At 70.6% G+C, this 13850-nt stretch carries 15 protein-coding genes and 1 pseudogene; 11 read left to right on the top strand and 5 right to left on the bottom strand.

The window, feature by feature from the left end; genetic code table 11:
• Positions 1-35 precede the first annotated feature (35 nt).
• Positions 36-1340, bottom strand: coding sequence for a glycosyl hydrolase (locus tag ACFQY2_RS01385; protein WP_378743813.1), 1305 nt, complete (start codon positions 1338-1340; stop codon positions 36-38).
• Positions 1341-1457: 117 nt separating this feature from the next.
• On the opposite strand from ACFQY2_RS01385, the gene ACFQY2_RS01380 reads away from it, so the two are divergent.
• Entirely contained in the window at positions 1458-1934 is a 477-nt protein-coding gene (locus ACFQY2_RS01380; protein ID WP_378743812.1) for an adenylyltransferase/cytidyltransferase family protein, read from the top strand.
• Between the two features lie 3 nt (positions 1935-1937).
• On the opposite strand, the gene ACFQY2_RS01375 is transcribed toward ACFQY2_RS01380, so the two are convergent.
• From ACFQY2_RS01375 to ACFQY2_RS01360, 4 genes and pseudogenes are all read right to left on the bottom strand, one after another.
• Positions 1938-2363, bottom strand: a complete 426-nt coding sequence (locus ACFQY2_RS01375; RefSeq protein WP_378743811.1) for a DUF1801 domain-containing protein — start codon at positions 2361-2363, stop codon at positions 1938-1940.
• Positions 2360-2953, bottom strand: coding sequence for an HhH-GPD-type base excision DNA repair protein (locus tag ACFQY2_RS01370; RefSeq protein ID WP_378743810.1), 594 nt, complete (start codon positions 2951-2953; stop codon positions 2360-2362). The genes ACFQY2_RS01375 and ACFQY2_RS01370 overlap by 4 nt, the downstream gene beginning before the upstream one ends.
• Positions 2954-2986: 33 nt before the next feature.
• Positions 2987-3419, bottom strand: a pseudogene (gene arr, locus ACFQY2_RS01365) (NAD(+)--rifampin ADP-ribosyltransferase).
• A 10-nt stretch (positions 3420-3429) separates the two neighbouring features.
• The gene (locus tag ACFQY2_RS01360) at positions 3430-4710 is read right to left on the bottom strand and encodes a glutamyl-tRNA reductase (RefSeq protein WP_378744999.1); all 1281 of its coding nucleotides are present in this window, start codon (positions 4708-4710) and stop codon (positions 3430-3432) included.
• 135 nt (positions 4711-4845) lie between these two features.
• On the opposite strand from ACFQY2_RS01360, the gene hemE reads away from it, so the two are divergent.
• From hemE to ACFQY2_RS01310, 10 genes are all read left to right on the top strand, one after another.
• Complete coding sequence (gene hemE, locus ACFQY2_RS01355) at positions 4846-5859, top strand: uroporphyrinogen decarboxylase (RefSeq protein WP_378743809.1); 1014 nt, start codon at positions 4846-4848, stop codon at positions 5857-5859.
• A 219-nt stretch (positions 5860-6078) separates the two neighbouring features.
• Positions 6079-7581, top strand: a complete 1503-nt coding sequence (locus ACFQY2_RS01350; RefSeq protein ID WP_378743808.1) for a protoporphyrinogen/coproporphyrinogen oxidase — start codon at positions 6079-6081, stop codon at positions 7579-7581.
• Between the two features lie 124 nt (positions 7582-7705).
• Entirely contained in the window at positions 7706-8140 is a 435-nt protein-coding gene (locus ACFQY2_RS01345; RefSeq protein ID WP_378743807.1) for a hypothetical protein, read from the top strand.
• A 1-nt stretch (position 8141) separates the two neighbouring features.
• Positions 8142-8549, top strand: a complete 408-nt coding sequence (locus ACFQY2_RS01340) for a phage holin family protein (RefSeq protein ID WP_378743805.1) — start codon at positions 8142-8144, stop codon at positions 8547-8549.
• On the top strand, positions 8536-8841 hold the full coding sequence (locus ACFQY2_RS01335) for a hypothetical protein (protein ID WP_378743804.1): 306 nt from the start codon (positions 8536-8538) through the stop codon (positions 8839-8841). Before ACFQY2_RS01340 ends, ACFQY2_RS01335 begins: the two co-directional genes overlap by 14 nt.
• Positions 8842-8918: 77 nt before the next feature.
• Positions 8919-9611: a hydrogen peroxide-dependent heme synthase gene (gene hemQ, locus ACFQY2_RS01330; protein ID WP_378743803.1), complete on the top strand. Its 693-nt coding sequence runs from the start codon at positions 8919-8921 to the stop codon at positions 9609-9611.
• On the top strand, positions 9608-10594 hold the full coding sequence (hemC, locus tag ACFQY2_RS01325) for a hydroxymethylbilane synthase (RefSeq protein ID WP_378743802.1): 987 nt from the start codon (positions 9608-9610) through the stop codon (positions 10592-10594). The genes hemQ and hemC overlap by 4 nt, the downstream gene beginning before the upstream one ends.
• Before the next feature lie 5 nt (positions 10595-10599).
• Positions 10600-11397, top strand: coding sequence for a uroporphyrinogen-III synthase (locus ACFQY2_RS01320; protein WP_378743801.1), 798 nt, complete (start codon positions 10600-10602; stop codon positions 11395-11397).
• Entirely contained in the window at positions 11394-12371 is a 978-nt protein-coding gene (hemB, locus tag ACFQY2_RS01315; RefSeq protein WP_378743800.1) for a porphobilinogen synthase, read from the top strand. The genes ACFQY2_RS01320 and hemB overlap by 4 nt, the downstream gene beginning before the upstream one ends.
• A 72-nt stretch (positions 12372-12443) precedes the next feature.
• The gene (locus ACFQY2_RS01310) at positions 12444-13766 is read left to right on the top strand and encodes a glutamate-1-semialdehyde 2,1-aminomutase (RefSeq protein ID WP_378743799.1); all 1323 of its coding nucleotides are present in this window, start codon (positions 12444-12446) and stop codon (positions 13764-13766) included.
• Positions 13767-13850 lie beyond the last annotated feature (84 nt).

The raw sequence follows: 13850 nt of genomic DNA, 5'->3' as shown, positions 1-13850 counted from the left end.
CGGACGACCGTCTGAGGTCGGACGACGGTGTTGGATCAGACGACGGTGTTGTTCGACGAGTAGACACCGACCCCCGACGACAGGTCGGGGTGCACCAGCTCGGCGATGCCCCGCCGCTCCAGGAGCGCGGTGTCCACGGCATCCGTCGACGTGACGAAGGCGGCGTCGACGCCGGACTCGCAGGCGTCCACCCAGGCCTGGAAGATCGCGCCGCCCGGGCTCATCGCCGCACGGCTGACCGGAACACCGCCGTCATCCACCTCGACCACGATGCCGAGTCGGCGCACCGGCGTCGTCTGCCGCTCGCGCAGTTCGGGGATGATCTCGGCGAACCGCCGGCCGATCGGCTTCGCCGCGCCGCCGTTCTCGATCAGACCCAACGAGTACTCCAGCTCGGGATAGTCGCTGAGCGCCCTGCTCACGTCATGGGAGCACCACCACGTGACTCCCCAGAGGTTCTCGGTGCGGGCGGCTGCTCTCACGGTCGCCTCCAGGAATCCGGGCGTCTCCTCCGGCATCAGGCAGTTCGAGGGCGCGCCCACTTCCTGCAGCCAGATCGGCCGCGCCGCGTCGACGGCGAACGCCCGGGAGAGCTCGATCAGGTACTCGGCATGACGGTCGGATGCCGTCGAGCGTCCGCCGTAGCGCTGAGCGGTGCCGTTGAAGATCCAGGAGTGCACGGTGGTCATCGCACCCAGCCGTGAGGCCAGCGCCGGTGTGAAGCCGTGGCCGTCCATGTACCAGGCGGCGTCGTACTCGCTGTGCACATGATGGCGGCCCGGTGCGACGCGCTCGGCTGCGGCCAGCAGCGTGACGATCCAGTTCGTCGCCTCGGCCTCGGTGACCGGCCACTGATGCGGATGCGTCTCGGCCGAGAACTGGTTCGTCTCGTTGCCGAGGGTGAAGCCGAGGAAGTTGTCGGCATCGCGCAGCGCCCCGCCGAGCTTCTCGACCAGAGCGACCTGGCCGTCGAGGGCATCCGGGTGGGTGAACATGTTCTTGTCGTGCCAGGTGGACAGCCAGGCGGGGACGAAGTCGAAGCTCGACAGGTGGCCCTGGATGACATCGACGCCGGCATCCATCCCGAACTCGGCCGCCACGTCGACGACCGCGCGCACATCGTCGACGGCTTCCTGCCGGATGAGCGTGCGATTGGGCTGCAGCACCGGCCACAGCGGGAAGACGCGCACGTGATCCAGCCCGAGCTCGGCCAGGCCCGCGAAGTCGCGGCGCACGTCATCGAGATCCAGTGACAGCCAGGAGTGCATCCAGTTCTGCGATGGCGTGTAGTTCGCTCCGAAACGCAGCGGTGCATCGCCTGTGGCGTCTGCGTCGTGCATGATGTTCCTTTCGGGTGCGGCTGGACGGCGGCATCCGTGCATTCACTGTACTGAGGCGGACGAACAGATGTCCCGATGGCCAATAGACTCGGAGCACAGGCACCTGAGAGGACGACGATGACAGTTGAGACGGCGAAGAAGCACCAGGACTACAACCCCGGTCCGCGGGTGGGGATCACCTTCTCGACTTTCGACCTGCTGCACGCGGGGCACATCATGATGCTCGCCGAGGCGAAGCGGCAGTGCGACTACCTCATCTGCGGCCTGCAGATGGACCCGACACTGGACCGGCCCGAGAAGAACGCGCCGACCCAGACCGTGGTGGAGCGCTACATCCAGCTGCGGGGTTGCGAGTATGTCGACGAGATCGTGCCGTACTCCACGGAGCAGGATCTCGAGGACATCCTGCGCGCATTCAAGCTCGACGTGCGCATCGTCGGCGACGAGTACGCGGACCGCGACTTCACAGGCCGTGCGTACTGCGAGGAGGCCGGCATCGAGCTGTACTTCAACAGCCGCGACCACCGCTTCTCCAGTTCCGGGCTGCGCAAGATCGTCGCCGCCCGGGAGGCCGAGCGCACCGCGCGCGACTGAGGATCAGTCGAGGACCGTCAGCTGCATCCCGTCGCTGCCGCCGGCCTGGACCCAGGCGAGGGAGCGGGTGAGGATGCCGCGGAGCACGGCGAGGTCGACCTTCTCGAGGTCGGGGATGTACAGGCACCCGGCTCCGGTCGTGTGCGGACCGAGCGCGGCGAGCTCGACGGCGTGGGCGTCCGCGCCGTCGATGAGGTAGATCGTCGTGGCGGCCCTGCGGGGAGCGAAGGACAGCAGCGCCGTCTCCCCGGTGCGACCCGTGGGATAGCGGTACTCGCAGCGCCCGAAGCCGACGATGGTGCCCCAGGTCTTCGGTTGGCGACCGGAGACCTCCTGCATCAGCGCGGTGAGCGTCTCGGCATCCCGTCGCCTGATCGCCGGTGAGCTGCGGGCGATGAGTCCCGCGACATCGTCCCCGGTCGGATTCACGCCTTCCCCGCCTTCGCCGCGGCCTTCATCGCCTTCTTGTGCTCCCGCACCCTGGTGAGCGACTCCGGTGAGACGATGTCGGCGACACTGCGGAAGGATCCGTCCTCGCCGTAGGGGGCGGATGCCTCGCGCCATCCCTCCCCGGCGAAGCCGTACTGCTTGCCGAGCAGGGCGAGGAAGATCTTCGCCTTCTGCTCCCCGAAGCCGGGCAGGCTCTTCAGGCGCTTCAGCACCTCCGGGCCGTCCGGCTGGGTCTGCGAGCCGGCCGCAGGGCGCGTCCACAGTGCCGAGGCGTCGCCGCCCCAGTCGTCCACGATCGTCTGGCAGAGCGTCTGCACGCGGGTCGCCATCGAACCCGGGAAGCGGTGCACGGCGGGCGTCTGCTGGAACGCGGTGAGGAATTCGTCCGGATCCTGCGTGGCGATCGCGGAGGCGTCCACGGCGCCCGTGCGCTGGTGAATCTTCAGCGGACCGGCGAACGCGGTCTCCATCGGCACCTGCTGATCCAGCAGCATGCCCACCAGCAGTGCCAGCGGGTTGTTCGTGAGCAGCTCGTCGGCGGCGGGGTCTCCGGTGATGTGAAGGGCCATGGGACAAGTCTCGCAGGCGCCGGGCGAGGTCCTCTAGTTGATGATCTCGCCGCGCGTCTCGCGGATCTCGTTCAGCCTGTCGCGCCAGGTCTGCAGCGCTTCGGGTGTCAAGCGCGTCCAGTCGTCGACCTCGCTGAGTACGCGCAGCGGCGCGGCTGCGGTAGGACCGGGTGGGGTTGCCGGGAAACTTCTTGTCGGTCACGTTCGGGTCGTTCTCGAACGGCCCGGTGGGCTCGACCAGGTAGACGTGCGGCTCGCCATCACCGGCTGCCAGTTCGGCCGCCAGCCCGGCCCCGTCGCGCAGCGCCGTGAAGTAGATGTGGTTCATCAGGATCTCGGGCCGGTAGTTCGACGCGAACCCCGGGGTCAGCAGATCACCGGTCCGCAGCTCGGCCTTCGTGCCGTGGAAGAACGGGCCCTCGTCCAGCGCGTCGTTCACGTCGCTCATGGACTCAGTGTCGCTCATCTCCGCCCGCTCAGGCGACGTCGGATGCTGCCGCTCCTGGGGATGCCGTCTCCGGCGTGATGCCGTACAGGGTCTCCAGCGCGGCGGTGAATTCCGCACCGCGGCCCTCCGCGGCGAGCTCGTGCGCACGCGTCGTCGGCGTGTGCAGCAGCACGCCGGCGAGGTGGCGCATCGCCTGCTCCACCCGTCCGTCATCATCTCCCCGGCGTCGTGCACGATCGATCTCGGCCTCGAGAAGACCGAAGATGTGGGTGCGCATCGCGACGACGGCGGGCGTGACGGTCGAGCGGGAGCCGGCGGCGAGGAAGTCCTCGGCGGCCTCGCGCACGACGGCGCGGGCGGCGTCCGTCGCCTGCAGCTCCTCGATCGGGGCGTGCAGGCGGATGGTCTCCAGATCCAGCAGGGCGACGCCTTCCAGCTGCGCGACGGCGGGGTCGACGTTGCGCGGCATGCCCAGGTCGATGACCAGCTGCGAACCGCCGGGCTGGGGCAGAGGGCATCCGGCGGACGCTGCGCGCTCGCGGCGCTGCAGCTGCACGGGCCCCAGCACGGGCTCGGTCGCCGCGGTGCAGGTGATCAGCAGAGAGGCGCGCTGAGCGGCCGTGGCGTACTCGGATGCCGAGACGGCCCGGATGCCGTGCTTCTTGGCGAACAGCTCGGCGCGGCCCGACGGGGAGTACACCGAGATGTCGACCGCGCCGCGCTCGCGCAGGGTCGCCAGGGTGACCGCGGCGTACGAGCCGGTGCCCACCAGCAGCACGCGCTCGACGGCCCAGTCCGCGATGCGGCTGTCGGCGAGTTCGAGCGAGAGGCGCACCAGCGAGCGGCCGGCACGCTGCAGGGCGGTGACGTTCTTGACCTTGCGCTGCGCCTGGCTCGCGCGCTGGAAGAGGCGCTCGAGAGCCGGCGAGGTGGTGCCCTGCTTGCGGGCGCCGGTCAGCGCGCGGCGCACCTGACCGGCGATCTCTCCCTCGCCGGAGACGACGGACTCCAGACCGGATGCCACCGCGAACAGGTGCTCGGCGACCCGGCGGTCCTCGACCACGCGGTAGGAGCCGTCCAGGTCTGCGGCGGGGACGCCGGTGGCCTGCGCGACGGCCTCCAGGACGGCACCCGTGTCGAGGTCCTCGGTCTCGACGTAGGCTTCGAAGCGGTTGCAGGTCGCGAGCACGACGGCTCCCTGCGCTCCGGCTTCGACAAGTGTCGGGGCGACGGTCTCGGGGTGGCGGCTGAGGCGTTCGAGCAGTTCGAAGGCAGCGGTCTTATGACTCGCTGTGACGCAGAGCAGCACCAGACCAGGATACGCCGGGTGGCTATGAGCGGCATCCGAGGTGAGCCTTACCCGCCTGCGGTCGCGCGGCTGCCATGACATCGGCATCCGCCCGTGCCCGGCATCCGCATAGCCGGGAGTGACAGGATCGGAGGCATGACTGATCTGCTGCGCGCGCTCGCCGGCCAGAAGCCCGAGCGCACCCCCGTCTGGTTCATGCGTCAGGCCGGCAGGTCGCTGCCCGAGTATCGCGAACTGCGCGTCGGAACCCGGATGCTCGACGCCTGCCTCACCCCCGACCTCGCCGCCGAGATCACACTGCAGCCGGTGCGCCGGCACGGCGTGGACGCGGCGGTCTTCTTCAGCGACATCGTCATCCCGCTGCGCCTCGCCGGCGTCGAGGTCGAGATCGAACCGGGCCGCGGCCCCGTCTTCGCCGACCCCGTGCGCACGGCGGACGACGTCGCCCGCATCACCGCGATCGACCCCGCCGACCTCGACGGCACCGCGATCGCCGAAGCGGTGCGCATCGTCACCGCCGAGCTCGGGGAGACCCCGCTCATCGGCTTCGCGGGCGCACCCTTCACCCTCGCGGCCTACCTGATCGAGGGCGGCCCGTCCAAGGAGCACCTGCGTGCGCGGGCCATGATGCACGCCGACCCCGAGTCCTGGGACAAGCTCGCGGGCTGGCTGTCGCGCATCTCTCGTCGTTTCCTCGAGATCCAGCGCGACGCCGGGGCCTCCGTCGTGCAGCTCTTCGACTCGTGGGCGGGCTCCCTCAGCCCTACGGACTACCGCACGCACATCGCCCCGCACTCGCACGCCGCGCTCGACGGCATCGGTGCGCCCAGCATCCACTTCGGCGTCGGCACCGGGCCGTTCCTCGACGACATGCGCCTGGGCGGCATCGTCGACGCGGTCGGCGTCGACTGGCGGATGCCGCTGGATGAGGCGGTCCGCATCGTCGGCGACGACGTCGCCGTGCAGGGCAACATCGACCCGGCCCTGCTGCAGGCGCCGTGGCCGGTGCTCGAGGCGCACGTGCGCGATGTCATCGCACGCGGACGCGGCGCCAAGGGTCACATCCTGAACCTCGGCCACGGCGTGCCGCCGGAGACCGACCCCGACCAGCTCACCCGCATCGTGCAGCTGGCCCACGGCGAGCTCTGAGCCTCAGCCCGTCGTCCTGTCGCGGCATCCGGTCCGTCCCTTCACCGTTCACGTCGCAATGGATGCCGTCGCGTTCGCCTGGAAGCGGCCTCCATTGCGACCCGGACGGGTGGGACCGCGGCCAAGCGGCATCCGTTGCGACCCGGACGGCGCGACACGGACACCGGGACGACCTGGTGGCTCCGACACCCGCACAGACTCGCCTGGAAGAATCGACCCATGACCGCAGAGCACTCGGCTGAACTCGCCGCCCGCGCCGCCGAGCAGCACGTCGTCGTCATCGGCGGCGGCATCGGTGGGCTCGTCGCCGCGCGCGAATGCGCGAAGGTCGGCATGCGCGTGACCGTGCTGGAGGCGCAGCCGCAGCCGGGCGGCAGCATCCGGTCCGCCGTGCTCGACGGCATCGTGGTCGACGCCGGCGCCGAGAGCTTCGCCACGCGGGGCGGGCATGTCAGGGCACTGGTCGAGGAACTCGGGCTGTCGGATGCGATCGTGCGCCCCGAGGGCGGCGGTGCCTGGCTCAGTGGCATCCCCGACGCGCCCGACGCCCCGCTGCCCCAGGGCGGAATGCTCGGCATCCCCGCCAACCCGTTCCAGGAGGATGTGCGAGCGATCATCGGCTGGCGCGGCGTCTGGCGCGCGTACGTCGACCGGCTGCGACCGCCGCTGACCATCGGTCACGAGCGCAGCCTCGGCAAGCTCGTCGCCTCCCGCATGGGGCCTCGCGTACGCGACCGGCTCGTCGCGCCGGTCACCGCCGGCGTGTACTCGGCACTGCCTGAGGACGTCGACGTCGACGTCGCGGCACCCGGGCTGAACGCCGCTCTCACACGGGTGGGCTCGCTGAGCGGTGCGGTGCTGGCGCTGCAGGGCGAGCGGGCGGGCACGAAGCCCGGCGCCGCCGTGCTGGGCATCGACGGCGGCATGAGCCGCCTGGTCGAGGCGCTGCGCACGGACCTGGAGAAGTACGGCGCCCAGATCCGCACCGGCTGCCGGGTGACAGGGCTCGAGCGCGACCGAGACCAGTGGACGGTCGCGTACGACGAGACCGCGGATGCCGACGAGCACGCCGCCGAGGACCCCGATCCCGTCGCGCCCCTCACGGCGACGGCTCTCGTCGTCGCCACCGCCGAACCCGCCGCCCGAGACCTGCTCCTCCCTCATGTCGCCGGCTTGCCGGAACCCGGGGACTCCCCGGAGATCGAGATCGTCACCCTGCTGCTGGATGCGCCCGAGCTCGACGCGTCCCCGCGGGGCAGCGGCGTGCTCACCGTCCCAGGCAGTCACACGGCGAAGGCTCTGACGCACTCCACCGCCAAATGGGGGTGGCTGCGTCGTGATGCCGGCGCACGCCACGTCGTGCGGGTGTCGTTCGGAACGCAGGGCGAACCGGCCGCCACCAGCGCGCTGGATGATGACGCCGCGGCGACTCTGGCGCTGTCGGAGGCGTCCGCCCTGCTCGGCGTCGCTCTGCGGCCGCACCAGCTGCTGGCCGCGCACCGGTCGCGGTTCGTCCAGTCGCAGCCGACCTCGCTGATCGGCGCGGGGGAGCGTCGCGCCGCCGTGCGCGCGGCCGTGCGCCGCACATCGCGGCTCGCGGCGGTGGGTGCGTGGCTCGCCGGAACCGGCCTCGCCCAGGTCGTGCCGGATGCCATCGCCGAGGCGGATCGGCTGCGTGGCGAGCTGCTCTGGCAGGACGGAACAGACCCCCATACGTCCTAATGACGTCGTGCGCAAGGGCAGATGCCCAATCAGGCATATGCGACTAGCCTGGAGGTCCATTGTCGGGGGCGGGACCGCGTTCAGCCGTCGACGAAGACGCCGCAACCATCGTCAGGAGGCTCCCATGAAGGGCAAGATCGGACTCGTCATCGGGCTCGGAGCAGGGTACGTGCTCGGCACGCGCGCAGGTCGCGAACGCTATGAGCAGATCAAGACGCAGTGGCTCAAGGTCTGGCACCTCGACCCGGTCCAGTTCAACGTCACCCGCGTGCAGGACTTCGCCAAGGCGCAGGCTGCGGCGGTTCCCGGTGCGCTCTGGACGGGCGCGGTTAAGGTGGTCAAGGCCGCATCCGCGTCCGGCACCCCCGAGCAGCGCCTGCACTCCGCGGTGGATGCGACCAAGGACGTCGCGGACGAGGTCGCCGACACGGTGAAGGACGCCGCGGCGGAAGCCAAGCGGACCACGGACGCCAAGACGGCAGGCGGCTCCAAGAGCCAGGGGTCGTCGACGGCCACGTCCGGATCGGCAGCGAAGAAGTCCACAACAGAGGGCGAGTGACATGACACGCGGATACCGCGACCGCGCCGACGACAGCCTGCTGACTCTGCTCGGAGACCTGCCCGAGCTGGTGCGCAATCTCGTCACCGCGGAGATCGCCGCGGCGAAGGCGTGGGTGTCGCGAACCGCGAAGGATGCCGGGATCGGCAGCCTGTGGTTCGTGATCGTGCTGTTCCTGCTGTTCTGGGCGATTCCCGTGCTGCTGGCGTTCGCGATCATCGGGCTCTCCTCCTGGTGGCCCGCGTGGGTCGCGGCTCTCGCCGTCTTCGGATTCCTGCTGGTGGCGGTCGCGATCTTCGCCCTGCTCGGCGTGGCGCGCTTCCGCAAGGTCGTCAAGCGCGACAACCCGGGTCAGGCCGTGGCGACCGACGTACGTCTCGTGAAGGAGGCCGGACATGACGATCTCTGAGCCGAACAGGGGACCGGTGGAGGTCCGTACGGCCGGCCAGGCCCGCACGGTGGTGCCCGCCGGCATCGTCGACCCCGTGGCGTCCGCTCGGGCGGAGCTGAAGGCCGCGCTGGCCGCCATCGAGATCAAGGGCAACATCCCCCGCAGGGTCGAGCAGGCATCCCAGCGCGGCATCCGACGTGCCCGTGCGTTCGCCCGGCGCAATCCGGTCGGCGCGGCGGCGTCCGTCGCGGGTGTCGCCGTCGCCATCGGCGGAGTGGTGTGGGTGCTCGCCAGGGCGATCTCGCGCTGACGCCTCAGAGCACGGCGAAGACCTGAGTACCGGAGGGCGTGGTTCGTTGCGCCCCCGGGAAGGGGCAGACTGGAAGCATGTCGGAAGTTCTTGAAGACTCTGTGTCCGAAGCCACCCCCTCGGGTTTCACGCTCTGGGCGGTCTGGCGCCGAAATCCTGATGCACCGGTCGTCGAGGCCGATGCGACGGAGCTCGAGACGATCGTCGGGTACATCGAGGACTCCGGTGTCTCGGTGCGTGGGTTCTACGACGTCAGCGGGCTGAAGGCGGATGCCGACCTGATGGTCTGGCTGCACGGGCCGACGGCGGAGGAGCTGCAGCGTGCGCTGCGCCGCCTGCGCCGCACCGATCTGCTGCGCACGCTGCTGCCGGTGTGGAACGTCATGGGTGTGCACCGCGACGCGGAGTTCAACCGGTCGCATGTGCCCGCGTTCCTGCGCGGCGTCGACGCCAAGGGATGGCTCTGCCTGTACCCGTTCGTGCGCACCCCCGAGTGGTACCTCGCCTCGGACGAGGACCGTCGCCGGATGCTCGCCGATCACGGGCGCAAGGGTGCGGCGCACCGGGGTGTGCTCGCCAACACCGTCGCGGCGTTCGCGCTCGGCGACTACGAGTGGCTGCTGCCGCTCGAAGCCGATGATCCGACCGAGCTGGTCGACCTCATGCGCGACCTGCGCTACACCGACGCGCGCCGCTATGTGAAGGAGGAGGTGCCCTTCTACACCGGGCGCCGACTTCGTCTCGACGAGATCGCCGACGTGCTGCAGTGACCACCCCCATCCGTCTCGGCACACGCCGCAGCGCGCTCGCGCAGGCGCAGTCCGGGCATGTCGCCGATGCGCTCGCGAAGGTCGCCGGTCGGCCGGTCGAGCTCGTGCCGATCGTCTCGGAGGGCGACACCAACCGCGCCTCGCTGTCGGAGATCGGCGGAACCGGGATCTTCGCGAACCGGCTGCGCGAGGCGCTCATCGCCGGCGAATGCGACATCCTCGTGCACTCGTTGAAGGATCTGCCGACGGCAGTGCCCGCCGAGCTCGTCATCGCGGCGACCCCGGTGCGCGAGGACGCCCGCGACGTGGTCATCACCCGGGACGGCACCGCACTGCACGCCCTTCCCCCGGGTGCCAAGGTGGGCACCGGCGCCCCGCGCCGCATCGCGCAGGTGCGCAGACGCGCCCCCCGTGCCGAGGTCGTCGACATCCGCGGCAACGTCGACTCGCGCCTGGCGCGCGTCGAATCGGGAGAGCTCGACGCCGTCATCCTGGCCGCCGCCGGCCTGTCGCGTCTCGGCTCGGACTCGGCGCTGCAGCGCGAACACCTCGGGCTGTCGGAGTGGCCCACCGCTCCCGGCCAGGGCTCCCTGGCCGTCGAGACCGTGTCGGATGCGGATGCCGAGCTGCTCGCTGCACTGGCCCAGCTGGATGATGAGGACACCCGCATCGCGGTGACCGTCGAACGGGCGATCCTGGCCGGCCTCGAGGCGGGATGTCAGGCTCCGATGGCCGCGCACGCACAGGTGACGGGCGACGATATCCGTGTTCGCGCCGTGGTCTACGACCCCCGAGGAGACCGCCGGATCGGACTCGACGTCACGGAGTCCCTGAACCGGGGGTATATTCGTCGGAACGGCAGTGGCAACGGAGCGAGTGCTGCCGATGGTGCAGACCCGATGCATGCGATCCGTGAAATCGGCATGTCTGCAGCCCATCGGCTGCTCGAACAGGGAGCGGCCGACCTTCTCCCGCGAGAGTGATCCTGATGACTGCTTCCGAAACGAAAACGGCTCGGCCGCTGGACGGCTGGCGCATCCTCGTGCCCCGTGGCGGACCCTGGGGTGACGGCGTCGCGGCCAGTCTGCGGGCGCAGGGGGCGGTGCCGGTCGTGGCCCCGCTGATCAACTTCGCGCCCACGACGGATCAGGACGCCCTGGATGCCGCGCTCGAGCGCCTCCAGGAGGGCCACTACGACTGGCTCACCGTCACCAGCGCGACCACGGTGGACGTGCTCTTCGCCCACCGGGTCACTGTTCCCAAGCGCACCAAGATCGCCGCTGTCGGTGAGACCACGGCGGCCGCTCTCCTCGCCGTCGGATACGACGTCGCCCTCGTGCCGGAGCTCGACAACTCGGCGGCCGGCATGGCCGAGCAGATGATCGCTCTGGAACCCGACGCCCGCCGCATCCTCTCGCTGCGCAGCGAGATCGCCAAGCCGGTCCTGTCGGTCATGCTGAGCGAGGCCGGTCATGACGTGGACAGCGTCGTCGCCTACCGCACGGTCGGCGTCCCGGTCACCGACCGCATCCGTCGCGACGTGGAGAACGGGCGCATCAACGCGATCCTCATCACCAGCGGATCCGTCGCGAGCCAGGTGCGCGAGCAGTTCCCCGAGATCCCCGACACCACCCTGCTGGCGGCGATCGGACCGCGCACGGCCAAGGACGCGCGCAAGGCCGGACTGCCCATCTCGGCGGTCGCCGACCGGCAGACCGTCGACGCCCTCATCGAGACGGTGTCGCACTTCACCCTCCCGCACGCGTCGGACGAGTTCGCGCCGTGAGCCGGTTTCCCGAGACCCGCCTGCGCCGCCTGCGACAGTCCCGGCCGGTGCGGAACCTGGTGCGCGAGACCTCCCTGGAGGCACGCCAGCTCGTGCTGCCCATGTTCGTGCGCGAGGGGCTGACCGAGCAGACTCCCATCGGATCGATGCCCGGTGTCGCCCAGCACTCGCTCGACTCGCTGCGTGCGGCCGCCGCAGACGCCGCGGAGGCGGGGATCGGCGGCGTGATGCTGTTCGGTGTTCCCGAGGAGCGGGATGCCGACGGCTCCGGCGCCGACGATCCCGACGGCATCCTGAACGTGGCCACCGCAGCCGTCGTCGCCGAGGTGGGCGACGCCCTGGTCGTGCAGACCGACCTGTGCCTGGACGAGTTCACCGATCACGGTCACTGCGGTGTGCTGGGCGCCTCGGGCGGCGTGGACAACGACGCCACCCTGGACCGCTACCGCTCGATGGCTCTCGCCCAGGCCCGCGCGGGTTCTCATCTTCTCGGTCTCAGCGGCATGATGGACGGCCAGGTGGGCGCACTGCGCGAGACGCTCGACTCGGAGGGCTTCCAGGACACTCTGCTGATGGCCTATTCGGCCAAGTACGCCAGCGCGTTCTACGGGCCGTTCCGCGAGGCGGTCGATTCGCAGTTGCAGGGCGACCGGCGCACGTACCAGATGGATCCGGGCAATCGGCGCGAGGGCGTCCGCGAAGCGCTGTTCGACCAGGAGGAAGGCGCGGACATCGTCATGGTCAAGCCGGCGATGGGCTTCCTCGACGTGCTGCGCGAAGTGCGTGACGCCGTGGACGTGCCGGTGTGGGCGTACCAGGTCTCGGGCGAGTACGCGATGGTCGAAGCGGCCGCCGCCAACGGCTGGATCAACCGCGACGCGGCGATCCTGGAGTCGCTGATGTCGATCCGCCGTGCCGGGGCGGACGCCGTGCTCTCGTACTGGGCCGTCGAAGTCGCCCACTGGCTGCGCTGACAGGCCCGTGTTCCCTGCGGTGCACGTCCATCCCTGAACTGGACGCATAGCCGATATCCGTAGTCTGGAACGATGACCGACCGCAATGACACCCTGTTCGACGCTGCCCGCTCGGTGATCCCCGGTGGAGTGAACTCGCCGGTCCGCGCCTACGGGTCGGTCGGCGGGACGCCGCGGTTCCTGGCGTCCGCGCGCGGCGCGACGGTGACGGATGCGACCGGCCGCGAGTACGTCGACCTGGTGGCGTCCTGGGGGCCGGCGCTGCTCGGCCACGCGCAGCCGGACGTGGTGCGGGCGGTGCAGGATGCCGCAGCGCGAGGGCTGTCCTTCGGCGCTCCCACCGAGGGCGAGGTGGAGCTCGCCCAGCTGATCGCCGACCGTGTGCGTGTCGGCGACGCCCGCCCGGTCGAGCGCGTGCGTCTGGTGTCCACCGGCACCGAGGCCACCATGACGGCCATCCGCCTCGCACGCGGAGCCACCGGCCGCGATCTGCTGGTCAAGTTCGCCGGCCACTACCACGGCCACTCCGACGGCCTGTTGGCGGCCGCGGGCTCGGGCGTCGCGACGCTGGCGCTGCCCGGCTCGGCCGGTGTGCCCGCACCGATCGCCGCGCAGACCCTGGTCATCGACTACAACGACCCGGACGCGCTGGCCACCGTGTTCGCAGAGCACGGCGACCGCATCGCCGCAGTGATCGTCGAGGCCGCGTCCGCGAACATGGGCGTCGTCGCGCCGCTTCCGGGGTTCAACCGCCTCATCGCCGACACCGCCCACGCGCACGGTGCGCTGATGATCCTCGACGAGGTGCTCACCGGCTTCCGCGTGCACCCTGCCGGATACTGGGGTCTGCAGCAGGAGGCGGGCGAGGCGTACCTGCCCGACATCATCACCTTCGGCAAGGTCGTCGGCGGGGGGATGCCGCTGGCAGCGCTCGGCGGCAGTGCCCGGGTGATGGATCTGCTCGCGCCGGTCGGACCGGTCTACCAGGCGGGCACCCTCTCCGGGAACCCGCTGTCGGTGGCTGCGGGCCTGGCCACGCTGCGGCTCGCGACCCCGGAGGTGTACGCGGCCGTGGATGCCGCCGCATCGCGCGTCGCGGGTGCGCTCGGCTCGGCGCTGACGGATGCCGGCGTCACCCACGCCGTCCCCCGCGCGGGGAACCTGTTCGGTGTGGTCTTCGCGTCCGCGGCGCCGACGACGTACGCCCAGGCGCAGGCGCAGGAGTCGTTCCGCTACGCACCGTTCTTCCATGCGATGCGCGAACAGGGGATCGCCCTGCCGCCGAGCGTGTTCGAAGCCTGGTTCCTCACCGCCGCGCACGGCGAGGAGGAGCTCGCCGCGATCGAGGAGGCCCTTCCTGCGGCGGCCGTCGCCGCGGCATCCGCCACCGCCTGACGCACGCGACCGGCCCGCGACGGTGGCACCGTCACGGCGCGCGCGGGGTGTGCGATCTCCGTCGACGGATCGTTGTCGCGTTGT

It is taken from the genome of Microbacterium sp. GCM10027623 (assembly GCF_042666935.1).
In the GTDB taxonomy this organism is placed as follows: domain Bacteria; phylum Actinomycetota; class Actinomycetes; order Actinomycetales; family Microbacteriaceae; genus Microbacterium.
The sequence above is the reverse complement of the archived record's forward strand: the minus strand, read 5'-3'. Positions and strand labels throughout refer to the sequence as shown.